Genomic DNA, 24,688 nt, shown 5'->3' with positions numbered 1-24,688 from the left:
ATGCTTGAAGAACTAAGAATCCGCGACCTCGGCGTCATCACCGACGCGACGCTGCCGCTGGGCCCTGGTCTAAGCGTCGTGACCGGCGAGACCGGAGCGGGCAAGACCATGGTGGTTACCGCCGTCGGCCTCCTGCTGGGCGCCCGGTCCGACGCCGGCGCCGTCCGCAGCGGTGCAAAGAGCGCTTCCGCCGAGGCTGTGTTGAAGCTCGACGCCGGGCACGCCGCGGTCAACCGGGCGCGTGACGCCGGAGCCGAGGTGGAGGAGTTCGACGGCGGCGCCGAGTTGCTGCTTGCCCGCAGCGTCGGCGCCGACGGACGCAGCCGCGCCTACCTTGGCGGCCGCACCGCGCCGGTCGGTGTGCTCGCCGAGATCGGCGGAACCCTGGTGGTGGTCCACGGGCAGTCTGACCAGATTCGGCTCAAGAGCCCTGTTGCCCAGCGTGAAGCGCTGGACAAGTTCGCGGGGGAGGGCCTGGCAGGGCCGCTCACCGCGTACCAGGAGCTGCACGGACGCTGGAAGGCCAGCCAGGCGGAACTGGACGGGCTCCGCAGTGCAGCCCGGGAGCGGCTCCGCGAAGCGGAATCCCTGGAAGCCGCCCTGGCTGAGATCGACGCCGTCGACCCGCAGCCGGGCGAAGACGAATCGCTCAAGGCTGAGGCCGTCAAACTCGCCAACGTCGAAGAACTGCGGATCGCCGCGAGCACCGCCCGCCAGGCCCTGATTTCTGAAGACTTCGGCGAGGAAGCCGACGCCACCACCCTGGTTGACGCCGCCAAGCGCACCCTCGAGCACGTCGCCGAACACGACGCGGAACTCGGCTCCGCCGCTGCCCGGCTGGCCGAGGTGGGCTTCCTGCTCAACGACATCGCCGGTGAACTGGCGAGCTACCAGGCCGGCCTGGACACCGAAGGCCCGGAACGCCTCGCGGAGATCGAGGACCGCCGCGCCGCGCTGGCCAAGCTCGTGCGCAAGTACGCCCCAAGCATCGACGAAGTCCTCGTCTGGGCGGAGCAGGCCCGGGCGCGTTTCGAGGAACTCCAGGACGATTCCACCCGGATCGAGGCGCTCGAAGCCGAGGTCACGGGATCCGAGGCGGAGCTGCGCAAGCAGGCGGCGGCCATCAGCAAGCTCCGGAAGAAAGCCGCCAAGGATCTCGCGGCCCGCGTCAGCGCCGAGCTGACCGCTCTGGCCATGGCGGACGCCACCCTAGTCATCAACGTCGAGCCCGGGGATGCGCTGGGCCCGTTCGGCAGTGACGACATCGCGTTCCTGCTGCAGCCGCACTCGGGCGCGCCCGCGCGGCCGCTGGGCAAGGGCGCTTCCGGCGGCGAGCTTTCCCGCGTGATGCTCGCCATCGAGGTCGTGCTGGCCGCCGTCGACCCTGTCCCCACGTTCGTGTTCGACGAGGTCGACGCCGGCGTGGGCGGCCGCGCCGCCGTCGAAATCGGCCGCCGGCTGGCCATGCTCGCCCGCCACGTCCAGGTTCTGGTGGTCACCCACCTGCCGCAGGTGGCGGCCTTCGCCGACCAGCACATCCGGGTCACTAAGACCTCGGTCCGCGGCGCCGACGGCGCGACCGCCACCGGCTTCACCTCCAGCGACGTGCAACTGCTTGACGAGGCGGAACGCGTCCGCGAGCTGGCGCGCATGCTGGCGGGCCAGGAGGACTCCGAATCGGCCCAGGCGCACGCCCAGGAACTCCTGGACGACGCCAAGTTGCTGCCGCAACAGGCTTGAGTCCCCGGCACTGGGATGACCATCACAGCGGCGTCCAATCGACCCTAGGAAGACCGAATTGATGATAGGCTCAAATTCCGTGGTGCAGCGATCAAATTCCCGTGTAAATTCCCGGTTCCCGGGCTCGTCCAAGACGACCAAACACATCTTCGTAACCGGTGGTGTGGCGTCCTCGCTCGGTAAGGGACTGACGGCTTCGAGCCTCGGTCACCTCCTGCGGGCACGCGGCCTGTCTGTAACAATGCAGAAGCTCGATCCTTATCTCAACGTGGATCCGGGCACGATGAACCCCTTCCAGCACGGCGAAGTCTTCGTGACAGACGATGGTGCGGAAACCGACCTTGACGTCGGGCACTACGAACGCTTCCTCGATGAAAACCTCGAAGGATCCGCCAACGTCACGACCGGCCAGGTCTACTCCACAGTCATCGCCAAGGAGCGCCGCGGCGAGTACCTCGGGGACACGGTCCAGGTCATCCCGCACATCACCGATGAGATCAAGCGCCGCATGCGGCTGCCGGCCGAAGGCAAGAACGCCCCGGACGTCATCATCACCGAAATCGGCGGCACCGTCGGCGACATCGAATCCCAGCCGTTCCTCGAGTCCGCCCGCCAGGTCCGTCAGGACGTCGGCCGGAACAACGTCTTCTTCCTGCACGTGTCGCTGGTGCCCTACATCGGCCCCTCGCAGGAACTGAAAACCAAGCCGACGCAGCACTCCGTCGCCGCGCTGCGCTCCATCGGCATCCAGCCGGAGGCTATCGTGATCCGCTCGGACCGCGAGGTTCCGCAGGCCATGCGCGACAAGATCGGCCGCATGTGCGACGTCGACATCGACGCTGTCATCGGCTGCCCGGATGCACCGAGCATTTACGACATCCCCAAGACGCTGCACTCGCAGGGGCTGGACTCCTACATCGTTCGCGCCCTTGACCTGCCGTTCAAGGACGTCGACTGGACCAGCTGGGACAAGCTCCTTGAGGCCGTCCACAACCCCAAGCACGAGGTGGAGATTGCCCTCGTCGGCAAGTACATCGACCTGCCGGACGCCTACCTTTCCGTGACCGAGGCGCTGCGCGCCGGCGGCTTCGCGAACGACACCAAGGTCAAGATCCGCTGGGTCCCCTCCGACGAGTGCGACACCGAAGAAGGCGCGGTCCGGTCCCTGGCCGGCGTGGACGCCATCTGCGTCCCCGGCGGTTTTGGCATCCGTGGCCTTGAAGGCAAGCTCGGCGCGCTGAAGTACGCCCGCGAATCGAAGCTCCCGGTCCTGGGCCTTTGCCTGGGCCTGCAGTGCATGGTGATCGAGTACGCCCGCAACGTCGTCGGCCTCGAAGGCGCGTCCTCCTCCGAGTTCGAGCCGGACTCCAAATACCCGGTCATCGCCACAATGGAGGAGCAGCTGGAGTACGTTGAGGGCCGCGGCGACCTGGGCGGCACCATGCGCTTGGGCCTGTACGAGGCCAAGCTGGACGAGGGCTCGGTCATCGCCGAGACCTACGGCAAGACCGTGGTCAGCGAACGCCACCGCCACCGCTACGAGGTCAACAACAAGTACCGCGAGCAGATTGCTGCCAAGGGCCTGGTGTTCTCCGGAACCTCGCCCGACGGCAAACTGGTGGAGTACGCTGAGCTTCCCCGCGAAGTGCACCCGTACTACGTTGCCACGCAGGCGCACCCGGAACTAAGCTCACGGCCCACCCGGCCGCACCCGCTGTTCGCAGGACTGGTCAAGGCTGCACTGGACCACCAGCACGGTGTCGGCCAGCCCGCTGCGGCGGCTGCCAAGGCTGCCAAAGCTGCGACGGCAGAGTCCAAGTAACTCCCAACTGAATCAAAGGACGGCGCGATGCCTGGTAAGTCTGAAACCCCCAATGCTGCACGGCAGGTTTCGGATGAGCCGAGCCCGCGCCGTCTTTTGTCTTCCAAGAAGGTCTACGAAGGACGGATCTGGGACGTTGTCAGCGATAGTTTCCAGCTAAGCGACGACGGCGACACCTTAGTCCGCGACTACATCGACCACCCCGGCGCCGTCGCCGTGCTGCCCATGAACGACGACGGCGAAATCCTGCTGATTAAGCAGTACCGGCATCCCGTGGGCATGGCACTCTGGGAGATTCCGGCCGGCCTGCTCGATGTCGAGGGCGAAGACTTCGCCGCCGGTGCGGCCCGGGAACTCGCTGAAGAAGCCGATCTGGTGGCGGCGCGCTGGAACGTCCTCGCGGACTTCTTTAACTCGCCTGGGTCATCAAGCGAGGCTATCCGGATCTACCTGGCACGTGGCCTGAGCGATGTCCCCGGGCACGAGCTCCACGTCCGCACCGATGAGGAAGCGGAAATCGAGCTGCACTGGATTCCGCTCGACGCGGCCGTCCGCGCAGTCCTGGAGGGGCGCCTGCACAACCCGTCCGCCGTCGTTGGGGTGCTCGCCGCCGCTGCAGCAAGGGCGGACGACTTTGCGGGCCTCCGTCCGGCGGACGCGCCGTGGCCTGTTCACCCCAGCCAGCGCGGATGACTGGACTGCTGGCAGCCGAGCCGGTTGAACCTGCGGCGGGGGAGCAGCCCACCCGGCCGCTGACCGCCGTCGACCGGGCCATTACCGATTACCTGCAGCATATGGGAGTCGAACGCGGCCTGGCTGCCAACACCCTGTCTGCCTACCGCCGTGACTTGGCGCGCTACGCCCGGCACCTGGCTTCGGTTGGACGGGCGCGTCCAGAGGAGGTCACCCGGCGGGACGTGACCGCGTTCGTCCAGGCCCTTTCCGACGGGTCCGACGGCGGCTCCGCATTGGGCGTCCGGTCCGCCGCCCGCACAGTGGTTGCAGTCCGCGGGCTGCACAAGTTCTGGGCACTGGAAGGCGTCACCCCCACCGACCCCGCCAGCGACGTGCACCCGCCGATGCCGGGTAAGCGCCTGCCCAAGGCCATCACGGTGGACGAGGTCACGCGCATCCTGGAAGCGGTCGGGACCGACACGGCGACCGGCCTTCGCGACCGGGCCCTGCTGGAGTTCCTCTACTCGACCGGCGCGCGTATTAGTGAGGCGGTCGGCCTGGATGTCGATGACATCGCTTTGCAGGGGGACGAGGAACCCGGCGCCGGCGGCCCCGCTATTGTCCGGTTGTTTGGCAAGGGCTCGAAGGAACGGCTGGTGCCGCTGGGTTCGTTCGGCGCCCGGGCACTGGACGCTTATCTGGTCCGTGGCCGCCCGCTGCTGGCCGGCAAGGGCAAGGGCACTCCGGCGCTGTTCCTGAACGCGAGGGGCGGCCGGATCAGCCGGCAGAGCGCCTGGACGATCCTGAAAGTCGCTGCCGAGAAGGCCAACATCACCAAGGACGTCTCACCGCACACGCTGCGGCACTCCTTCGCCACACACCTGCTTGAGGGCGGTGCCGACGTTCGTGTGGTGCAGGAACTGCTCGGCCATGCGTCCGTGACCACCACGCAGGTCTACACTCTGGTCACGGCCGACACCCTGCGTGAAATCTATGCCGCGGCGCACCCGAGGGCCCTGGGGTAGACCGTTGTATCCCGGGCCCCGGGTCGCGATTCCCCGGGCCGGGCGGGCGACGATTCCATGGTTCCCCGTGCGATTCTTCCTGCCTAGGAACAGGCCTGCGGCCTGAATCGGCTGCATCTGCGGCGTCGTGCTGCTTTGGCGGGTGCAGTCCCGGCGTAGCACTGAGGCCGCCCTTTTTGTCGGTGCTCTCTTTTACGCTTGGGTATGAGAAGCGGTGTGGCTTTGAGTGCGGGGAGCAGGGCCGCGGCGGGCGCCCGAGTTGCTGCTTTCGGTGCGGCGCTTGCCGCGCATGGTGCTGCGTTTGCCGCGCTACTCTTCGGCGTCGCCAGCCGGGCCCGCCGGGAGTTGTTCCGCGCTGGTGCCCTGTTTGCGCTGATCGGCTGCTGGTCGGACTGCGCCGGTCCGTCTATATTGTCAGTGCCCGTGAATAGGCTCTGGGTATGAGAAGCGGAGTGGCTTTGAGTGCGGAGAGCAGGTCGGCGGTGGCGGCGCTGCTTGCGTCGGTTACGGCGTTTGCTGCTTCGGTGGGGGTGGGGCTGGAGGACTGCGAGCCACTCAAAGCTGATTCCTCGCCTGCGGCTGGTTCCCTGGCCAGCGGCGGTGTCGTGGTCGGTGAGCTTGTGCCCGATGCCGGTTCTTCCCGCGACGCCGGCCCCCTGGCTGCTGCCGGCGCCGCGCCTGGGGTCGGGCCCCTGGCTGATGCCGGTTCTGTGCCTGAGGCCAGTTCTGATGCCGGGGCGGTGTTTGTTGAGGATCCGTTGCGTGAGGCGGCGGATGCGTGCCTGGACGGGCTCGCGGAGGTGGCGCGGTTGGAGGGGCAGTTCGCGGCGGTGAAGGCCCGGCTGACTGCGGAGTACCTCGGGGTGTCGGAGGCGTTGATGCCGCCGGTGTCGGCGCCGCAGCTGCGCACGGTGCATCGGATGTCGATGGTCGCGGAGCTTGCGTGTGTGTTGACGGTCAGTGAACGCACTGCCGGGGCGTTGATTGGTCAGGCGCTGGCGTTGACGACGGCGCTGCCGCTGACGCTGGGAGCGTTGCAGGCCGGGCAGATTTCGTGGCAGCATGCCCGGATCATGGTCGATGAGACCATGAACCTGGACCCGGCGGGCGCCGCGGCGCTGGAAGCCCACTTCTTGGCCCCGTACTTCCCGGACCTGGAGGTCCCGGACCCGGCGAGGGGCTGCCCGGCCGGGGAGCTGGTGCCGGGCCGGTTCCGCGCGAAGGCCCGGACGTGGCGGGAACGCCACCACCCGGTCAGCATCGAAGCCCGGCATACCAGGAGCGTGCAGGACCGGCGGGTGGAGTTCCTGCCCGACCGTGACGGGATGGCTTGGTACAACGCGTATTTGCCTGCGGACACCGCGGCAGGGATTTGGGAGCGGACCACGGCCACGGCCCGGGCCCTGCAGGGCCCGGCCGAGGGACGGAACCTGACGCAGCTGCGCGCGGACGTCACCGCGGGCCTGCTCCTCACCGGCGAGATCACCGGCAGCGGCAACGGCACCGAAATCACCGCCGGCGCCTCTTCCGGTATCGGCACCGAACTCCCCACCGTGGCTACCGCCGGCCACCGCGACGGCAGCGGCAGCGAACTCCCCACCATGGTTACCGCCGGCGCCGGCACCGGCACCGGCAGCGGCACCGGCACCGAAACCGCCACCGGCAACGGCACCGAAAGCGGCAGCGAAATCAGCGCCGGCGCCTTAGGGGCCAGCAGTATGGGTTCCACCGCTGATTCCGCTTCCGGGTCGGCCGCTTCCGGCGTTAGAGGGGCTGGGTTGTCGGGGGATGTGCGGTTGCCGCGGGCGCAGGTGCTGGTCACGGTGCCGGTTCTGTCGCTGCTGGGGGTCACGGAGGAACCAGCAATGTTGGACGGGTACGGTCCGATTCCGCCGTCGATGGCCCGCCGGCTGGTCGCCGACGGCACTGACTCGATGTACCGGGTGCTGGTCGATCCGCGGGACGGGGCGCCGTTGGAGATCGGCCGAAAGAGTTACCGGCCAAGCAAGGCCTTACGGCAGTGGCTGCGGCTGCGGGACGCGAAGTGCTCGTTCCCGGGCTGTAACAACGCGTCGCTGGATAACGAAACGGACCACCTGCTGGCCTGGGCCGACGGCGGCACCACAGGGATCGCTAACCTGGGCCAGGCCTGCCGGAAACACCACCGCCTCAAACATGCCACGAACTGGACTCCCGCCGCAGCGGACAAGGACCACCCGCCCGGCTGGACGTCCCCAACAGGCCGCACCTACCCAAGCGAACACCAGGACTGGGAACCACCCCGAATGCCGGACGGCATCCTGGCAATAGACCTGCCGTTCGGTTCCAGCCCGCCGGACTGGGAACCGGATCCCGCCGCCGGCCTGCCTCCGGGCTGGGAACAGGACTTCGGATCCGACCTTTCGCCGGACGCAGGTCTCAGCCCCGACGCCGACCTGCCACCGGACCGGGAACAGGACTTCGGATCCGACCTTCCGCCGGACGCAGGTCTCAGCCCCGACGCCGGCCTGCCACCGGACTGGGAACAGGATTTCAAATTCAACCTGCCAGCGGGCTGGGAACCGGAAGCCGATGCGGGCCTGCCACCGGACTGGGAACATGACTTCGGATCCAATCATCCGCCAGACCCAGGTCTTGGTCCCCAAGCCGGTCCGCGGCCGGTCTGGGAGCCGGATTTCGAATTCGACCCGCCTCCGGGCCCCGGCTGCGATGCCGACCTACGCCTGCCCGAAGACCCCTTCCCCGACTGGTACCGGTACACGGCCCTTAGTACCGCCTAAGGCGAAGCAAGCACGGCCAAGCGTGGTCGCGCGGCGCAGGCCCGGGCGCCCGGCCCGGGCGCCCGGCCCGGGCGCCCGGCCCCGCCGCGCGGCACGGGCCGGCGGACCGTCCAGCGCAGCTCATCGTGCCAGACTCGTCCTCAGGGAAAGCTTTTTTGGTCACCCGTGTAAGGAAAGGACCGTCACAGGACACTTAGTCAGCAGGAACAAGTCATTCGATGTTCGGGGGAAACACTATGTTGGCTGCGAAAGAGCAAGCGTTCATCGACTTGCATGCCCAGCATGCCGCGCGGGTTTACGGCTATATCGCCTGCCGGATCAATGACGGGCACCGCGCGGAGGAACTTGCCGCTGACGTCTTTCGAATTGCTTGGGAAAAGCAGCTGCCGGAACCACCGGGCATCGGTTGGCTTCTTGCGACCGCCCGGAATGTAATCGGCAATGAGTACAGGGGACGCCGCCGCCGCCAAGAACTGGTCGAGCGACTCAAAGAGGAAGCCCGCCATGAGGCGCCGGGTCCTGCCGCCAGCCAGCGCGCCGCCGTCGCGGACGTGCTGATGCAGCTCAAGGATCGAGACCGCGAGGTGCTCATGCTCAGCTACTGGGATGACCTCACGGGCACAGAGCTCGGCGAAGCCCTCGGGTGTTCCACATCAGCAGCTGCGGTACGCCTGCACCGGGCACGCCGAGCCTTTGCCAAGGCAGCCCCCGCACACCTGATGACCGAACGGAAGGACTAGCCATGGACCGCATCGAAGAGCTCATGAAAGATGCCAAACCACGGGTCGTCGCTCCGGGAACTGCACCGGAAATCTTCCGTTCCGTGGTCTCCTCCACTGACCCGAACGTTGTCGCCCTGGCGGCCCACACAGCGCAACGGCGCACGGGTGCGCGGGCAACGGCCGCCATCGTCCTGGCCGCTGCCGCCGTCGTCGGCGCTGTGGTTATCGGCGGGAACCTGATGCCGGAACCGGCACCGGGGCCGGCCCAGTCGCGCATTCCCGCGCCGGCCGCATCTGCCAGCACCCCGCCCGCTTCGCTGAGCGCTTCCGCGACTCCTTCAGTTCCCGCTCCGCTGCCGGCACCCACACTCCCTTCTGCCACAGCGAGCACCTCAGCCGCCGCTTTGACCACCGGGGGAGTCGCCTGCACCCCTGCGAACATCGACCAGCTGCGCAACGATCAGCAGCGCACGATCCTGCCGATTCCCCCGACGGAGCAGCCCTACTACACCGTGCTGGGCTGCGCCGACGGCTGGCTCGCGTACTCCATTTCCGACGACGGGGGAAGGGCCCTCCAGCTCGACGGCGGCAATGCTTGGTTCAGGCTAGCCAAACTCCAGAACGGCCGTTTTCTCTGGGATGTCCGGCAGCCATGGGCCACCGTCTTCAACTGGGAGTTCCAAGCCTTAAATAATCAGGGCCTCACGCCCCAGCAGGCCATGGACCAGGAGTTCGCGCAGAAGGGAATCCCTGTCGAACTGCGGTCGCAGCTGGTCGGCGACGGGCCGCCCGCCGGGTAGTCCGGGTGCGCGGCAGCAGCTATAGGGTAGGCAGATGAGCTACACACCGGTCACTCTTTGCTTCATGCTCCGCGACACGGACAGCGGCACCGAAGTGCTGCTGGGCCTCAAGCGGACGGGCTTCGGCGTCGGAAAGATCGTCGGAATCGGTGGCCATGTGGAGCCGGGGGAGAGCGACGCCGAAGCGGTCGTCCGCGAGGTCTGGGAAGAGGCCGGCATCATTGTGCTGGAAGAAGACCTGGCCCATGCCGGCGTCGTCGAATTCATCTTCCCGGCGAAGCCCGAGTGGAACATGTCGTGCCGGCTCTTCACCACCCGTCGCTGGGAAGGCGAACCGGCGGAGAGCCGGGAAATCACGCCGGAGTGGTTCGACGCTGAAGCGCTGCCGCTGGAGCGGATGTGGCAGGATGCGGAGCACTGGCTGCCTCCCGCGCTGGCAGGTGAAGCCGTCGACGTCGTCGTGGTCCTCAACGACGACAGCGAAACCGTCGCCTCAGTCCGGTACCCCTCCAGGCCAGCGTGATCTTGCCCCTAACGCTGCCTCCTGACCCCTGCCCCGGGAGCCACGGTCTTCGCGACGCGAAGCTCGGATGCCGGGAACGCGGTCGCCCCGCCGGTAGCCTAGGCCTTGAACATTGCGCCACGGCGGCACGAGCAGCTCCGCCCAGACCGGCACGCGGCACATGGATTCCTTTAGGGGCAAGGCATGGACTCACACAAGCTCGACCTTCCGGGCGAGGACGCCAACGGCGATGAAGCCTACGACAATCAACCGTCCGGCGGCTCAAGCACGCGTCGGCGATGGCCGTGGGCAGTCGCCGGCGTGGCCATAGCACTGGCGGCCGTTGGCGGGGGCGTGGCCCTCGCTGGAAACATGCGATCCAGCGATCCTGCCCCCGCGGCCGCTTCGTCGCCGGCAGGAACGGCGCCCGCCACGTCTGCTGCCATTGCGACCACCACGCCGTCGTCGACGATTACAACCCCGCCTGCCGTAACGCCGACGGCGTCCGCTACGTCCGCCGCGGCGAGCCCGTCGCCCTCCGCCGGCACCTGGCAGACCTTCACCAGCGCCGACGGAAAGGTGACGTTCAACTACCCGGCTGCCTGGCACGCATCCCAGGCAGCCGGTGACACCGGGTCGGTTGACGTGGACGTTGCCGACGAAGCCGGAGTAGTGGTGGCGTCCCTGCATTCCGGGCCGACCGGCGGGTTGGGCGGCGCCTGCGAAGGCCCGGTGCCGTACACGGTGCTGGATTCGGTCGAGCTGGACCTCCCCTACCAGCCCACCAAGGGATCCATCACGCCGCGCTTCACGTTCCGGGCGCTGCAGGAAACTGACCACGTCACCACCTCGTACGGGCTGACTAGCTTCGCCGCCGGGCAGAACGGCACCGCCTGCATGTTCAACAACGCCGTCAGCGCCCCGGTCGGCTCGCCCCTCTTCTCCTTCGCTGACACGTTCCAGGTCACTGCCGGGATGACGGACGAGACCGCCAACCACAAGGGCGCCAAGAAATTCCCGTCCCTGGACGCGGCACGCGCCTACATGCAGACTCCTGAGTACCTGAACGCGAAGCGCATGATTACCTCGCTAAAGGTCAGCGAGGGCTGACCAGGCCGACCACTCGCGGCCTGAGAACCACCGGCAGCGAAAAGCCCGGCAACCAAAAGCACGGCAACCAAAAGCACGGGCCGGCCACCTTAGAAAAGGTGGCCGGCCCGTGCCGGTAAGGCCAGCAATCGCTACGGCAGGTGCCGCTCTTCCTCACCGTTGTATTCGCTCAGCGGGCGGATCAATGAGTTGGAGGCCAACTGTTCCATAATGTGGGCTGTCCAGCCGGTGATCCGGCTGGCCACGAACAGGGGAGTGAAAGTCGGGGTGTCGAAGCCCATCAGGTGGTAGGTCGGGCCCGCGGGGTAGTCGAGGTTGGGCTTGATTGCCTTCGCCTCGTCCATCGCGGTCTCTAGGCCGTTGTACAGCCCCAACAGCTCCGGACGGCCGTAGTGCGCGATCATCTTGTCCAGGGCCGCCTTCATGGTGGGCACCCGGGAATCGCCGTGCTTGTAGACGCGGTGGCCGAAGCCCATGACCTTCTTCTTCTGGGCCAGGGCGTCTTCCATCCAGGCCTTCGCCCGGGTCGCAGCCTCTTCGAGCGACTCCTCCTGCCGGATTCCGATCTCGTCGAAGGTGTGCATGACGGCCTCGTTTGCGCCGCCGTGGAGCGGACCCTTGAGCGCCCCGATGGCACCGGTCACAGCCGAGTGCAGATCCGAGAGCGTCGACGTGATCACCCGGGCCGTGAAGGTGGACGCGTTGAAGGAGTGCTCGGCGTACAGAATCATCGAGACGTTGAAGGCCTCAACAACCTCCTGGACCGGCTCCTCGCCGAAAGCCATCCACAGGAAGTTGGCGGAATAGCCCAGGTCCTCGCGGGGTTCCACCACGTCCTGACCGTGGCGGCGGCGCTGGTCGTAGGCCACCACCGCCGGCATCGCGGCGAACAGGTCCACGGCCTTGGCCATGTTGGCTTCGCGCGAGGAGTCCTCGGCAAGCGGGTGCCGGGCGCCCATCACCGACGCCGCGGTCCGGCAGACATCCATAGGGTGCGAGCTGAGCGGCAGCGCATCGATGACCTGCTTGACAACCGGATCCAGGGCGCGGCCGGCGCGCTCCTTCGCGGTGAACTCGGCGAGCTGTTCCTCGGTGGGCAGTTCACCGTTCCAGAGCAGGTACGCCACTTGCTCGAAGCTGCACTTCGCGGCGAGCTCCTGCACGGGATACCCGCGGTAGAGCAGGGAATTGGTGTCCGGGTTGACCTTGGACACCGCGGTGTAATCCACCACGACGCCGGCAAGGCCCTTTTTGATCTCATTTTCAGCCATGCTGAAACTCCTTTGTTCCTAAAGCCTGTTGTCCGGCCGGGGCCGGCAATCCGGTGGTGGTGTCAGACGCCGGGGACCTGGAAATTGAACACCCCGGTATCAAAGCGGTTGTAGGCCTCGTAGTCCACGAGGTCGTAGAGCCGTGCACGGGTCAGCATGCTCGAAACCTGTGCCTCCTGGGTGCCGTCGGATTTGATCGCTTCCAGAGTACGCTCAGCAGCGCCCATGGCACTACGGAGCAGCGTCACCGGGTAGATGATCATGTTGACGCCGACGCCAGCCAGCTCGTCCACGGTGAAGAGCGCACTCTTACCGAACTCGGTCATGTTCGCCAGGATCGGCACGTCCACGGCGTCCCGGATGGCCTGGAACTCGGACAGGTCCTTCATGGCTTCGGGAAAAATCGCGTCCGCGCCCGCTTCGACCAGGGCCTTGGCCCGCTGCTGCGCAGCCTCCAGCCCGTCGGTGGCCCGGATGTCGGTGCGGGCCATGATCAGGAAGTTCGGGTCCCGGCGTGCGTCGGCCGCGGCCCGGATCCGCTTGGTGGCGGTGTCCAGATCCACGACGTTCTTGCCGTCAAGGTGGCCGCAGCGCTTCGGGTTGAACTGGTCCTCGATGTGCAGGCCCGCAAGGCCCGCGTTCTCGAGTTCCTGGACGGTCCGCGCCACGTTCATCGGCTCGCCGAAGCCGGTGTCCGCGTCAACGATCGAGGGCAGGTCCGTCATCCGGGCGATCTGCCCGGCCCGGGTGGCCACCTCGGTGAGGGTGGTCAGCCCGATATCCGGCAGGCCGAGGTCATTGGCGAGGACCGCGCCGGAGATGTACACCCCGGCGAAGCCCTTCTCCTCGATCAGGCGGGCGGATAGCGGGCTGAACGCGCCGGGGAACTGCGCGATGGTTCCGGAGGACAGGATCTCGCGGAACTTCATCCGCTTCTGCTCCGGCGTGGTCTTCGAGTACAGCATTAGAAGAGTCCCTTCGGTGCGGCGGCCAGGTCGATCACGCCGTCGGCGGCCTTGATGTTGAGCTGGTCCAGTTCGCCCGCGGCCAGCTCGGGCAGCCGCGCGGCGGCGGCCAGGAAGCGCTCGATCTCGGCTTCGTCCACGAGGCCGGCCGCGAGGGTGCGGAACTTGTTGACGTACTGCTCGCGGGCGAAGGGCCGGGCACCCAGCGGGTGCGCGTCGGCGACGGCGATCTGGTCCGTGATGACGGTGCCGTCCTTGAGCGTGATGACAACGGAACCGCCGAAGGCCTTCTCCGAGATATCCAGGCTGTGGTAGCGGCGGGTCCACTCCGGGTCCTCCACCGTGGTGACCTTGTGCCAGAGTTCCACCGTGTCGGCACGGCCGGCCCGCTCGGGCGAGTAGGAGTCGACGTGGTGCCAGGCACCGTCCTGCAGTGCCACCGTGAAGATGTACGGGATCGAGTGGTCCAGGGTCTCGCGGCTGGCCGTGGGGCTGTACTTCTGCGGGTCGTTCGCGCCGGAGCCGATCACGTAGTGGGTGTGGTGGCTGGTCTTGATCAGCACGGACTCGACGTTGGCCGGGTCCGTGACCTCCGGGTGCTCGCCGTGCAGCTTCCGGGCCAGGTCGATCCAGGCCTGCGCCTGGTACTCGGCTGAGTGTTCCTTGGTGTACGTGTCGAGAATGGCGCGCTTGGCTTCGCCCTCCTCGGGCAGCGGCACCAGGTAGTCGGCAGTGGGGCCGTCCAGCATCCAGGCGATGACTCCGTCTTCGCCTTCGTAGATCGGCACCGGGGAAGTCTGGCCGCGCATGGCGCGGTCGGCGGCTTCGACGGCCATCTTGCCGGCGAACGCGGGGGCGTGAGCCTTCCAGGTGGAGATCTCACCCTTGCGGGACTGCCGGGTTGCGGTGGTGGTGTGCAGGCCCTGGCCGACTGACTGGAAGATCGTCTCGACGTCGAGGCCCAGCAGGGTGCCGATGCCGGCGGCGGCGGACGGGCCAAGGTGCGCGACGTGGTCGATCTTGTGCTTGTGCAGGCAGATGGCCTTGACCAGGTTGACCTGGATCTCGTAGCCGGTGGCGATGCCGCGGATCAGGTCCTTGCCGCTGGAGTCGACGTGCTGCGCAACCGCGAGGATCGGCGGGATGTTGTCGCCCGGGTGGGAGTACTCTGCAGCCAGGAAGGTGTCGTGATAGTCGAGTTCGCGCACGGCGACTCCGTTGGCCCAGGCCGCCCACTCGGGGGAGACGCGCTCTTCGATGCCGAAGACCTTCGAGCCCTTGCCGCCGGTGCTGGGGCCGTGCGTCAGCGCCTGGGCGCGGGCCGCGACAATCGGTGCGCGGTTCAGCGAAGCGATGGCCACCGAGGCGTTGTCGATCACGCGGTTGATCACCATGTCGGTGACCTCATCGGAGACCGCGACGGGGTCGGCCGCGACCTTGGCGATCTTGTACGCCAGCTGGTCCTCGCGGGCCAGGTTTTCCTCGCTCTTGTATACGCGGACGTGGTGTTCCTTGACCATGGTGCTCCTTCTAGTGAGGTACGTGGGTTGCTTTGACGTGGGAAAGACTGCGGTGCAGGTGAAGGGTGGTGGCGGCCTCGGCGAGCCGCGGGTTGCCGGCGGCGATGGCTTCGGCAATCGCCGCGTGCTCGGCGGCTGCGGCGGTGAGGCGTTCGGCGTCGTCGGCCGCCAGCCGGCGCACCCGCACCAGGTGCACGCGCAGGCTGCGAATGGCCTGCGCCAGATAGGAATTGGAGATGGCGGCGTCAATTGCTGAATCGAGCCGCCCGACCAGGCCGTAATAGTCATGCCGTGCCGGATCCGAGCCGTTGATGAGCTCCGGTGCACGCAGGAGTTCACTGCGCAGTTGCTCGAAAACGACGGCGTCCCCGCGCTCGGCGGCCAGCCCGGCGGCTTTGCCCTCAAGGGTCTCGCGCAGCTCGAAAAGTTCGTCGATGTCCTCAAGGGAGATGTCGGTGACGACGACGCCGCGGCCACCTGCCGTCGTCGTGAGTCCTTCGGCGGTCAGCCGGCTCAGGGCCTCCCGCAACGGAGTGCGGGAAATGCCGAGCCGCTCGGACTGCTCCACCTCGGCCAGCACGGTGCCGGGAGCCAGACGCCACTCAATGATCTCGTCGCGCAGGGCCGCGTAGGCCTTGTCGCTGGCACGCATGCTGGTCTCCTTCCTCGGGCGCTTACCTCCAGTGTATACACAACCCGCCTGAAGAAGGCCTCGTTGCTACATATTTCTCTAAAGATGCCGGACGATGTATACAGAAACCTTGTCGTAAGACCGCCGGGCGGGCTACCATGAGCTGCATCACAACGTCGTGGACGGGATTACTTCATGGGCATCAAGAGTTACCGGGACAGCTACGAACGCAGCGTTGAGCAGCCGGAGGAGTTTTGGCTGGACGCCGCCAAAGCCGTCGGCTGGAGTACGCCGCCGGGACGCGCCCTTGATTCCAGCCGGGCGCCGCTCTACGGCTGGTTTCCGGACGGCGCCCTGAACACCTGCTACAACGCGCTCGACCGGCACGTTGAGGAGGGCCGCGGGTCGCAGGACGCCCTGATCTACGACTCCGCCATGCTCGGCACCCAACAGCGCTTTACTTACTCCGAACTCACTGATCTCGTTGCCCGCTTCGCCGGGGTGCTGCGCAGCCACGGCGTCGGCAAAGGCGACCGCGTGGTGATCTACATGCCGATGATCCCCGAGGCCGCCATCGCCATGCTTGCCACCGCCCGGCTCGGCGCAATCCACTCGGTGGTCTTTGGCGGCTTCGCGCCCAAGGAACTGGCAGCCCGGATCAGGGACGCTGCACCCGCCGCGGTGGTCACTGCCTCCGGCGGCATCGAACCCTCCCGCCGGATTGAGTACCTCCCGGCGGTCGCCGAGGCTCTGCAACTCGCCGGGACCCCCGGGACCCCCGTGCTGGTCAAGGAGCGGCCCGGCTTCACGGCGTCCGCCTCCGACCACGCCGGCTGGCTCGACTGGGACACGGTCATGGCGTCGGCCGAGCCGGCAGCCCCGGTTGACGTGCAGGCCACCGATCCGCTCTACATCCTCTACACCTCCGGCACCACCGGAACCCCGAAGGGCGTGGTACGGGACAACGGCGGCCACGCCGTCGCGCTGCGCTGGACGCTGGAGAACATTTACGACGTCGGACCCGGAGACGTGATGTGGACCGCCTCCGACGTCGGCTGGGTGGTGGGGCATTCCTACATCGTCTACGGCCCGCTGCTGGCCGGAGCCACCACGGTGCTCTACGAAGGCAAGCCGGTGGGCACCCCCGATGCCGGCGCGTTCTGGCGGGTCATCTCGGACCACAAAGTCAACGTGCTGTTCACCGCCCCGACGGCGCTGCGGGCCATCCGCAAAGCCGACCCGGAAGCGGCGCTGCTGGAAAAGTACGACATCTCCAGCCTGCGGACGCTCTTCGCCGCCGGCGAGCGGCTGGACACGGACACCTTCCACTGGGCCTCGCGGATCCTTGACGTACCGGTGGTGGACCACTGGTGGCAGACCGAGACCGGTTGGGCCATCTGTGCCAACCCTCGAGGCCTGGACGACCTGCCGATCAAAGCGGGGTCGCCCAGCGTTCCCATGCCAGGCTTCAAGCTGCAGATCCTCGACGGCGCAGGCGAGGAAGTCGAGCCGGGAACCGAGGGCAACATCGTGCTGGGGCTGCCGCTGCCGCCGGGAACGCTGACCACCCTCTGGGGCAACGACGACCGCTACATTTCGTCCTACCTGCAGGCTTTCGATGGCTACTACGCCACCGGCGACTCCGGTTACCGGGACGAGGACGGCTACCTGTTCGTGATGGGCCGCACCGACGACATCATCAACGTCGCCGGTCACCGGCTCTCCACCGGCGCGATGGAACAGGTAATCGGCCAGCACCCGGCGGTCGCCGAATGTGCTGTGATCGGGCTTGCGGACCCGCTCAAGGGCCCAGCGGCCCAGCGGCTACGTGGTCCTCAAATCCGGTGTGGACATCCCGGAGGAGGTCCTGGTCAAGGACCTGATCGCGCTGGTCCGGCGCGACATCGGCGCTGTGGCCGACTTCAAACACGTCACGGTTGTCGAGGCGCTGCCCAAGACCCGCTCGGGAAAGATTCTGCGCAAGACGATGCGGCAGATTGCCGACGGCGACGAGTACGTCGTGCCTTCAACCATCGAGGACGCCGGCGTGATCGACCAGCTGCTCGAAACGCTCCGGCCGGACGCCGGCGGACCGGTCCGGTCCGCAGTCCAGTAGTTCCACGGCCGCCTGCCAGTGGGGTAGGCGCACCGGGTTGGCGCACCGGGTTGGCGCACCGGGTTGGCGAACCGGGTGACCGCGTCGGGTGGTCGCATCGAGTCGGCATTTCACGGCAGTGTTGTGGCCAGACATTGCCGCGAAGTGCGAACTCGATGCGGCGGGGAGCGGGGCGCGGGGTTAGGTCCCTGGACGGCTCCAGCGGTACTCATTTTCCGGCCGACCCGGAGCACCGTAGCGTGCCGTGCGGGAGACTGTGCCGGCGTCGGCCAGATACTCGAGGTAGCGGCGCGCGGTTACACGGGACATGCCCAGCGCCGCCATCACCTCCGTGGCCGACACCGCCCCTGACTGAAGCTTCATGAACTCCTGCACCGACTCCAGCGTGGACACGGACAGACCCTTGGGCAGCGGCAGTTCCGAGGGCGCCCGCAGGCTCGCGAAGGCCTGGTCCACATCGCTCTGTGACGCGCCTGCCCCGCCGGCGCCCGTTCCGGGGGAGGCCAGCTGCTCCCGGAACTGCCTGTAGCTGCGCAGCTTGTCGGCGAACGTGGCATAGGTAAAAGGTTTGATGAGGTACTGCACGACGCCGGTCGCCACGGCACTGCGGACAATGTTCAGTTCACGCACCGCGGTGATCGCAATGATGTCCGCGAAGAGGCCGGCGGCGCGCATCCGGCGCGCGATGTCCAGCCCCGTGCAGGTCGGGTAGGTTCATGTCCAGCAGGACCAGTTCCACCGGCTGGCCCGCAGCGGAGAGGTCGGTCATCAGGCGCAGGGCCGACTGCCCGTCCGGGGCGGACCCGGCCAGGATGAAACCGTCCAGCCGGCCGATGTAGGCGGCGTGGGCGGCGGCCGCTATGGGCTCGTCCTCGACGACGAGTACCCGGATCTCGCTCATTGCTGGTCCTCTGCACTTAGTGGCGCCGGCGGTTCGGCCGGCGGTGTGGCCGGCGAGGCGGCGGCCGGTTCCGCCGACGGTTCGGCCGGCGCCGTCGGAAGGGTGACACGGAACAGTGCCCCGGCCGGGCTGCTGATGGTCATGCTACCGCCCAGCCGCCGCACCGCCTGGCGGACCAGGGCGAGTCCAAGTCCGCGCCCGAACGGCCCGGGGGCCTTGGTGCTGAAGCCGTGCCGGACGACGTCGTCCAGAGCGGCCGGGTCGATCCCGGGACCGCTGTCCTCCACGGTGATCTCCACAGTGTCCGCCTCGGTTATCACGGAGAGTTCCACCAGCCGCGGGGGCGGCGCGTCGGCGGCGGCGTCGATCGCGTTGTCCAGCAGGTTGCCCAGGATGGCGACGAGGTCCTGGACCGCCAGCCCGGTGACGGCGGTCGAGCCCCCGGTGGTGAGGATCAGTTCCACACCGCGTTCGTGTGCCTGGGCCGACTTGCCCATCACCAGAGCACCGAGCACCGGCTCCTCGATGGAGCCCACCAGGTCATCGGTCAGGCGCTGGGTCAGTTCCAGGTCTTTCGTCGCGAAGTCCAGCGCCTCGGCGCCGCGGCCCAGCTCCATGAGCGAGACCATGGTGTGCAGCCGGTTGGCGTGCTCGTGGGTCTGGGCACGGAGCGCGTCGGACAGCGTGCGCATGGTTTCCAGCTCACTGCCGAGCGACTCGATCTCGGTGCGGTCCCGGATGGTGGCAACCGTGCCGAAGACAGGCGCCCCCGACGCCCACCGCTGCCGGCCCGGCCCCGGGCGGGGGCCCACTGCAGGGCCCTGGTTCACCACCAGCACGCGCTCGCCGGTGAGGTGGATTTCGTCCCGGGCGCTTCGGCCGGACTGGAAGAGCTCCTTCAGGCTGGGGGCAAGCGGCAGTTCCGCCAACGACGGCGCCACGTCGCCACGGCCGTTGCGGGACCTCTTCCCGCGGCGCTCGCCGGCTCCGCTGTCGGGGAAGCTGCTGTCCGGGCCGCCACCAGCCGAGACGCTGCCGCTGCCGTCCGTGCCGGCATTGCCGCTGCCGGGGTCGCTGCCATCGGGGACGCCGTCGACAGTGCGCGGTGGCACCCCCAGCAGTGCGGCCGCCTGGTCGTTGTACATCACCACCCTGCCCCTGGGATCGATGAGGATCACGCCCTCACGGACCGAATGCAGGACTGACTCGTAGTAGGCGAACAGCTGCGCGAGTTGTTCCGGCCCCCAGCCCCTGGTGACCGAGCGCAGGTAGCGGCCAAGCAGCCAGGAGGCCACCGACCCGGCGACCAGCAGGGCCGCGGCGATCAGCAGCAAAGCCGGCAGGCGGCCGGAGAAAGCCACATCCACGTTCCGCACCGTGACGCCTGCCGCCACGAGGGCCTTGACCTTCCCGTCGGCATCCTTGACGGGGGCGATGGTGCGGACCGAGGGACCCAGCGTGCCCGCCATGATTTCAGTGAAGACCTCACCGTTCAAGGCCGCCTGGATCGAGCCGATGTAGGGCTTGCCCAGCTCCTCGTCGCGGGGATGCGTCCAGCGCGTTCGGTCCGGCGCCATGATCGTGATGAAATCGGCCGGCGCGTCGCGCATCACCTGCAGGGCATAAGGCTGGAGCTGCGCAGACGGGTTGGCGCTGCCTGCTGCCTGCAGGACCAAGGGGTTGTCCGCCACGGAGGTGGCGATGCCGGTCATCCTGCGGCCGGCCTCTTGGTAGGCGTGGTCCCTCGCGTCCACATAGGTGGCTGTACCCACCAGTGCGGTCAGGGCCAGCATGAACAACAGATGGGCCACAAACAGCCTTCGGGCGATGCTCCAGTGATGGATCAACTGCACCTTCCATGACCAATATGAACGCAACGGTGATGCGCGTCACGGTGTCCCCAATGATGGAGGAACACGCAGAACGGACAGATGCGCACTCTGCCGCATCCAGGTCCAGCCTATCCAAGGAGAAACACCATGGCCTCTCAACGAGGAGAGTCAGCGGCTACGGCCGCGGCGCCGTTCAAGAAGCAGCGCAAGGGGCTGGACAAGTCCCACTACCTTTACATGGCCGTCATCATCGCCGTTGTCCTCGGCGCCCTGGTCGGCCTGATGTTCCCCGAGTTCGGCAAGTCGCTCAAGCCGCTCGGTGACGGCTTCATCAAGCTCATCAAGATGTTGATCGCCCCCGTCATTTTCTGCACCATCGTGCTGGGCATCGGCTCCATCGCCAAGGCGGCAACCGTCGGCAAGGTCGGCGGCCTGGCCCTCGGCTACTTCATCGTCATGTCGACCTTCGCGCTGGCCATCGGGCTCGTCGTCGGCAACCTGATCCACCCGGGCGCCGGCCTCAAGCTCGCCCCCTACGATCCGAACAAGAAGGCCGCGACAGACAGCACCGTCGACTTCCTGCTTGGCATCATCCCGGGTGACATCCCCGTGTTGCCCACACTCTTTGCGGCCATCCTCATCGGTTTCGCGCTGCAGAAGATGGGCCCGCAGGGCACCCCGATCCTGAAGGCCGTGGGCCACGGCCAGGTCCTCGTGTTCCGCCTCCTCATCATGGTCATGTGGCTCGCCCCGGTCGGCGCCTTCGGTGCGATCGCGGCCGTCGTCGGCGCCACCGGTGTCCAGGCCATCATCAGCATGGCCACCCTCATGGTCGCCTTCTACATCACCTGCGCCGTGTTCATCGTCGTGATCCTGGGCGGCATCCTGCAGGTTGTGTCCGGCGTCAACATCTTCCGCCTCATGAAGTACCTCGGCCGCGAATACCTGCTGATCTTCTCCACCTCCTCCTCTGAAGCGGCCCTGCCCCGCCTGATCGCAAAGATGGAACACCTCGGCGTGTCCAAGCCCGTCGTCGGCGTCACGGTCCCCACCGGCTACTCCTTCAACCTCGACGGCACCGCGATCTACCTGACCATGGCGTCGCTGTTTGTCGCCAACGCGATGGGCACCCCGCTGGACCTGGGCGCCCAGATTTCGCTGCTGATCTTCATGATCATCGCCTCCAAGGGCGCCGCCGGCGTCACCGGCGCCGGCCTCGCCACCCTGGCCGCAGGCCTGCAGGCCCACCGGCCGGAGCTGCTCGGCGGCGTCGGCATGATCGTCGGCATCGACCGCTTCATGTCCGAAGCCCGCGCACTGACCAACTTCACCGGCAACGCCGTGGCGACCGTCCTGATCGGCACCTGGGTCAAGGAGATCGACGGCGGACAGGTCGAACGCGTCCTCTCCGGCGCCGAGCCGTTCGACGAGCAGACCATGATCGCCGGCCACACCGGCGAACCGGCCGCGGGCAGCACCGCAGTTGCCCCCGCGCAGCCGGCGCCGGCCACCGTCTAGGCACCGCTTCCTCCACCCGAAACCGCCCGGACGCAGCACCTGCGTCCGGGCGGTTTTGCGTCCCCGCCGAGGTGCCGCGGAGGCAACCCTCGACCTCTACCAGAGGGTCAAGGCGCGCGGAACGGCGGTTGTCAAGGTCCGTGGAATACCGTGTCGGGGGCTGTAACCTTGGGAGGAACAAGGACCCGCGCCGGACACCGGCAGCAGCTCAAAAGGCCTGCAGGGTCGGGCACGAAAATCACCGTCATCGAAAGTGTGGATAGATACGTGAGCAGCGAACAGGGGTCAGCCACCCTGGAAGGCACCGAACTCGACCTGGACGACGCCGTCATGGGCCCCACCGGGCGCCCGCAACGCGAATTCCCGGAGCCCGCGCCGCTGTCCTCCCATGGCCCGGCCCGCGTGATCGCCATGGTCAACCAGAAGGGCGGTGTCGGGAAGACAACGTCCACCATCAACCTCGCCGCCGCGCTGGCCGAGTACGGCCGCCGCGTGCTCGTCGTGGACTTCGATCCGCAGGGCGCGCTGTCGGCCGGCCTCGGGATCAACCCGCACGAACTGGACCTCACGGTTTACAACGTCCTGATGGACCGCAAGGTCGACATCCGCGACGCCATCCACAAAACCGGCGTGGACAACCTGGACCTGCTCCCGGCGAACATCGACCTTTCCGCCGCGGAAGTCCAGCTCGTCAACGAAGTCGCCCGTGAACAGGTGCTGGACCGTGCCCTGAAAAAGGTCGAGGACGACTACGACGTCGTCCTGATCGACTGCCAGCCCTCCCTCGGACTGCTGACCGTCAACGCCCTGACCGCCTCCCACGGCGTCGTCATCCCGCTGATCTGCGAATTCTTTGCCCTGCGCGCTGTGGCACTGCTGGTCGAAACGATCGACAAGGTCCAGGACCGGCTGAACCCGCGGCTGCAGGTCGACGGCGTCCTCGCCACCATGTACGACGCCCGCACCCTGCACAGCCGCGAGGTAATCACCCGCCTCGTGGAGGCCTTCGGCGACAAGGTCTTCGAGACCGTGATCAAGCGCTCCATCAAGTTCGCCGACGCCACCGTGGCCGCCGAACCCATCACCAGCTATGCCGGCAACCACGTCGGCGCTGATGCTTACCGCCGGCTGGCCAAAGAGCTGATCTCGCGCGGCGGCGCGCCCTAACCAGGCGTGGCGGCGACAGGCGCCCCGACGGCGGAGCTGGCCCCGTCCGGGAAGAAACCCGGTTTCGAGGTCCGGCTGGCCAACTTCACCGGACCGTTCGACCTGCTCCTCGGCCTGATCTCCAAGCACCAGCTGGACATCACCGAGGTGGCCCTGGCCACCGTCACCGACGAGTTCATCAAGTACATCAAGCGGCTGCAGCGGCTGGGGGAGGACTGGGCCCTCGATGAGGCCAGCGAATTCCTCGTCGTCGCCGCAACCCTGCTGGACCTCAAGGCCGCCCGCCTGCTGCCCGCCGGCGAGGTCGAGGACGACGAAGACATCGCCCTCCTCGAAGCCCGTGACCTGCTGTTCGCCCGGCTGCTGCAGTACAAGGCCTTCAAGCACGTCGCCGGCCTGCTCGAGTCAACACTCGAGCAGGAAGCGCAGCGCTACCCGCGCCAGGTCGCCCTCGAGGGCCACTTCGCCGCGCTGCTGCCCGAACTGGTCTGGAAGCACAGCCCGCAGGAGTTCGCGGCCCTGGCCGAAGCGGCCCTGAAGCCCAAAGAAGCGGCCCCCACCGAAGTCGGCCTCGCGCACCTGCACGGGACGCCGGTCAGCGTGAAGGAACAGGCCGAGATCATCGGTCACCGGCTTCGGCTGGGCAGGGCCCTCACCTTCCGGGCACTGATCGCCGACGCCGAGTCCACCCTGGTGGTGGTGGCGCGGTTCCTCGCCCTGCTGGAAATGTTCCGGGACAAGGCTGTCGCTTTCGACCAGCTGCTGCCCCTGGGCGAATTGTCCGTGCACTGGACCGCCGACGGCGCGGACTGGAGCAGCGAAAACCTGAGCGAAGAATACGAGGAGCAGCCGTGAACGACGCAGAAACGAACGGTCCGGACCTCTCCGTGCTGCCCGGCGGACCGCGTGCCGCCCTCGAAGCAGTTCTCATGGTGATCGACGAACCGGCGACCGCCCCCGCCCTGGCCGCCGGGCTGAACCTCACGCTCGACGTCGTGGAGGACCTGCTCGGGGAACTGCAGCGGGAGTATAACGGGTATACTGGTAATGCCCCGGATGCGGACGCTGGTTTCAGTGCCGCCCCCCGGGGTTTTGAATTGCGGAACATTGCCGGTGGCTGGCGGATCTATTCCCGTGCCGAATTCGCCGACGTCGTAGGCGGGTTCGTCCTCGAAGGCCAGACGGCCAGGCTGACGCAGGCGGCGCTTGAAACGCTCGCCGTGATCGCCTACCGCCAGCCCGTGTCGCGGGCGCGGGTGTCGGCAATTCGAGGGGTCAACGTTGACTCTGTGGTGCGGACGCTGATCCAGCGCGGCCTGATCGAGGACTCGGGACACGATCCCGAGTCGGGGGCCATCCTGTACCGCACGACGTCGTATTTCCTGGAACGGATGGGAATCGGCTCGGTGGCTGAGCTGCCTCAGCTTTCACCCCATCTTCCAGGGCTTGAAGGCATAGCAGAGTTTTACGACGAAGGAAGAATGTAGGCGCAATGCCTGCAGCCGCAAGATATCCACGCGGGCAGCACCTCTGCCCGGCCGGTGGGCACTGCCGGGAGGCAGCCGCCGCAGGCCAACAAACGAAGGACGGG

18 protein-coding genes and 2 pseudogenes are annotated in these 24,688 nt (G+C 67.4%); 14 read left to right on the top strand and 6 right to left on the bottom strand.

Going from position 1 to position 24,688, the window contains the following annotated elements; all coding sequences use genetic code 11:
* The 9 genes from recN (at position 1) to QFZ61_RS14245 (ending at position 11,176) form a co-directional block, all read left to right on the top strand.
* Positions 1-1,740, top strand: a complete 1,740-nt coding sequence (gene recN, locus QFZ61_RS14285) for a DNA repair protein RecN (protein WP_307037113.1) — start codon at positions 1-3, stop codon at positions 1,738-1,740.
* Positions 1,741-1,801: 61 nt separating this feature from the next.
* Entirely contained in the window at positions 1,802-3,562 is a 1,761-nt protein-coding gene (locus tag QFZ61_RS14280) for a CTP synthase (protein WP_307037112.1), read from the top strand.
* A 27-nt stretch (positions 3,563-3,589) separates the two neighbouring features.
* A complete protein-coding gene (locus QFZ61_RS14275; RefSeq protein WP_307037110.1) occupies positions 3,590-4,255 on the top strand; it encodes an NUDIX hydrolase in 666 nt (221 codons plus the stop codon).
* Positions 4,252-5,262 (top strand): site-specific tyrosine recombinase XerD, encoded by a 1,011-nt coding sequence (gene xerD, locus QFZ61_RS14270; protein ID WP_307037108.1) that lies wholly within the window; start codon positions 4,252-4,254, stop codon positions 5,260-5,262. The genes QFZ61_RS14275 and xerD overlap by 4 nt, the downstream gene beginning before the upstream one ends.
* A 440-nt stretch (positions 5,263-5,702) precedes the next feature.
* Entirely contained in the window at positions 5,703-8,042 is a 2,340-nt protein-coding gene (locus tag QFZ61_RS14265; RefSeq protein WP_307037106.1) for a DUF222 domain-containing protein, read from the top strand.
* Positions 8,043-8,278: 236 nt separating this feature from the next.
* The gene (locus QFZ61_RS14260) at positions 8,279-8,782 is read left to right on the top strand and encodes an RNA polymerase sigma factor (RefSeq protein ID WP_307037104.1); all 504 of its coding nucleotides are present in this window, start codon (positions 8,279-8,281) and stop codon (positions 8,780-8,782) included.
* 2 nt (positions 8,783-8,784) lie between these two features.
* On the top strand, positions 8,785-9,564 hold the full coding sequence (locus QFZ61_RS14255) for a hypothetical protein (RefSeq protein ID WP_307037103.1): 780 nt from the start codon (positions 8,785-8,787) through the stop codon (positions 9,562-9,564).
* Between the two features lie 34 nt (positions 9,565-9,598).
* Complete coding sequence (locus QFZ61_RS14250) at positions 9,599-10,087, top strand: 8-oxo-dGTP diphosphatase (RefSeq protein ID WP_307037100.1); 489 nt, start codon at positions 9,599-9,601, stop codon at positions 10,085-10,087.
* A 183-nt stretch (positions 10,088-10,270) separates the two neighbouring features.
* A complete protein-coding gene (locus QFZ61_RS14245) occupies positions 10,271-11,176 on the top strand; it encodes a hypothetical protein (protein WP_307037099.1) in 906 nt (301 codons plus the stop codon).
* A 131-nt stretch (positions 11,177-11,307) separates the two neighbouring features.
* On the opposite strand, the gene QFZ61_RS14240 is transcribed toward QFZ61_RS14245, so the two are convergent.
* From QFZ61_RS14240 to QFZ61_RS14225, 4 genes are all read right to left on the bottom strand, one after another.
* Positions 11,308-12,447: a bifunctional 2-methylcitrate synthase/citrate synthase gene (locus QFZ61_RS14240; protein WP_307037097.1), complete on the bottom strand. Its 1,140-nt coding sequence runs from the start codon at positions 12,445-12,447 to the stop codon at positions 11,308-11,310.
* Positions 12,448-12,509: 62 nt separating this feature from the next.
* A complete protein-coding gene (prpB, locus tag QFZ61_RS14235; protein WP_307037095.1) occupies positions 12,510-13,412 on the bottom strand; it encodes a methylisocitrate lyase in 903 nt (300 codons plus the stop codon).
* Positions 13,412-14,932, bottom strand: a complete 1,521-nt coding sequence (locus QFZ61_RS14230; protein WP_307037093.1) for an MmgE/PrpD family protein — start codon at positions 14,930-14,932, stop codon at positions 13,412-13,414. Before QFZ61_RS14230 ends, prpB begins: the two co-directional genes overlap by 1 nt.
* A gap of 10 nt (positions 14,933-14,942) precedes the next feature.
* Complete coding sequence (locus tag QFZ61_RS14225; RefSeq protein ID WP_307037091.1) at positions 14,943-15,584, bottom strand: GntR family transcriptional regulator; 642 nt, start codon at positions 15,582-15,584, stop codon at positions 14,943-14,945.
* Positions 15,585-15,758: 174 nt separating this feature from the next.
* On the opposite strand from QFZ61_RS14225, the pseudogene QFZ61_RS14220 reads away from it, so the two are divergent.
* Positions 15,759-17,679, top strand: a pseudogene (locus QFZ61_RS14220) (propionyl-CoA synthetase).
* A 180-nt stretch (positions 17,680-17,859) separates the two neighbouring features.
* Here QFZ61_RS14220 and QFZ61_RS14215 read toward each other — a convergent pair.
* Positions 17,860-18,580 (bottom strand): annotated as a pseudogene (locus tag QFZ61_RS14215) (response regulator).
* Positions 18,577-20,427 (bottom strand): ATP-binding protein, encoded by a 1,851-nt coding sequence (locus tag QFZ61_RS14210; RefSeq protein WP_307037089.1) that lies wholly within the window; start codon positions 20,425-20,427, stop codon positions 18,577-18,579. Before QFZ61_RS14210 ends, QFZ61_RS14215 begins: the two are co-directional and overlap by 4 nt.
* A gap of 132 nt (positions 20,428-20,559) precedes the next feature.
* Between QFZ61_RS14210 and QFZ61_RS14205 the strand changes: the two genes are divergently transcribed.
* The 4 genes from QFZ61_RS14205 (at position 20,560) to QFZ61_RS14190 (ending at position 24,584) form a co-directional block, all read left to right on the top strand.
* On the top strand, positions 20,560-21,930 hold the full coding sequence (locus tag QFZ61_RS14205) for a cation:dicarboxylate symporter family transporter (protein WP_307037087.1): 1,371 nt from the start codon (positions 20,560-20,562) through the stop codon (positions 21,928-21,930).
* A 267-nt stretch (positions 21,931-22,197) separates the two neighbouring features.
* Positions 22,198-23,097: a ParA family protein gene (locus tag QFZ61_RS14200; protein WP_307037085.1), complete on the top strand. Its 900-nt coding sequence runs from the start codon at positions 22,198-22,200 to the stop codon at positions 23,095-23,097.
* A gap of 6 nt (positions 23,098-23,103) precedes the next feature.
* Positions 23,104-23,952 (top strand): ScpA family protein, encoded by an 849-nt coding sequence (locus tag QFZ61_RS14195; protein WP_307037084.1) that lies wholly within the window; start codon positions 23,104-23,106, stop codon positions 23,950-23,952.
* Positions 23,949-24,584, top strand: a complete 636-nt coding sequence (locus tag QFZ61_RS14190; RefSeq protein ID WP_307037083.1) for an SMC-Scp complex subunit ScpB — start codon at positions 23,949-23,951, stop codon at positions 24,582-24,584. Before QFZ61_RS14195 ends, QFZ61_RS14190 begins: the two co-directional genes overlap by 4 nt.
* The last annotated feature ends 104 nt before the right edge of the window (positions 24,585-24,688 follow it).

The sequence above is a fragment of the Arthrobacter sp. B3I4 genome (genome assembly GCF_030816855.1).
GTDB lineage: Bacteria > Actinomycetota > Actinomycetes > Actinomycetales > Micrococcaceae > Arthrobacter.
The sequence above is the reverse complement of the archived record's forward strand: the minus strand, read 5'-3'. Positions and strand labels throughout refer to the sequence as shown.

Bases quoted from the DNA above. Each gene is read 5' to 3' on its own strand.
- recN (WP_307037113.1), top strand. From the start codon at position 1: ATGCTTGAAGAACTAAGAATCCGCGACCTCGGCGTCATCACCGACGCG.
- QFZ61_RS14280 (WP_307037112.1), top strand. From the start codon at position 1,802: ATGATAGGCTCAAATTCCGTGGTGCAGCGATCAAATTCCCGTGTAAAT.
- QFZ61_RS14275 (WP_307037110.1), top strand. From the start codon at position 3,590: ATGCCTGGTAAGTCTGAAACCCCCAATGCTGCACGGCAGGTTTCGGAT.
- xerD (WP_307037108.1), top strand. From the start codon at position 4,252: ATGACTGGACTGCTGGCAGCCGAGCCGGTTGAACCTGCGGCGGGGGAG.
- QFZ61_RS14265 (WP_307037106.1), top strand. From the start codon at position 5,703: ATGAGAAGCGGAGTGGCTTTGAGTGCGGAGAGCAGGTCGGCGGTGGCG.
- QFZ61_RS14260 (WP_307037104.1), top strand. From the start codon at position 8,279: ATGTTGGCTGCGAAAGAGCAAGCGTTCATCGACTTGCATGCCCAGCAT.
- QFZ61_RS14255 (WP_307037103.1), top strand. From the start codon at position 8,785: ATGGACCGCATCGAAGAGCTCATGAAAGATGCCAAACCACGGGTCGTC.
- QFZ61_RS14250 (WP_307037100.1), top strand. From the start codon at position 9,599: ATGAGCTACACACCGGTCACTCTTTGCTTCATGCTCCGCGACACGGAC.
- QFZ61_RS14245 (WP_307037099.1), top strand. From the start codon at position 10,271: ATGGACTCACACAAGCTCGACCTTCCGGGCGAGGACGCCAACGGCGAT.
- QFZ61_RS14240 (WP_307037097.1), bottom strand. From the start codon at position 12,447: ATGGCTGAAAATGAGATCAAAAAGGGCCTTGCCGGCGTCGTGGTGGAT.
- prpB (WP_307037095.1), bottom strand. From the start codon at position 13,412: ATGCTGTACTCGAAGACCACGCCGGAGCAGAAGCGGATGAAGTTCCGC.
- QFZ61_RS14230 (WP_307037093.1), bottom strand. From the start codon at position 14,932: ATGGTCAAGGAACACCACGTCCGCGTATACAAGAGCGAGGAAAACCTG.
- QFZ61_RS14225 (WP_307037091.1), bottom strand. From the start codon at position 15,584: ATGCGTGCCAGCGACAAGGCCTACGCGGCCCTGCGCGACGAGATCATT.
- QFZ61_RS14205 (WP_307037087.1), top strand. From the start codon at position 20,560: ATGGCCTCTCAACGAGGAGAGTCAGCGGCTACGGCCGCGGCGCCGTTC.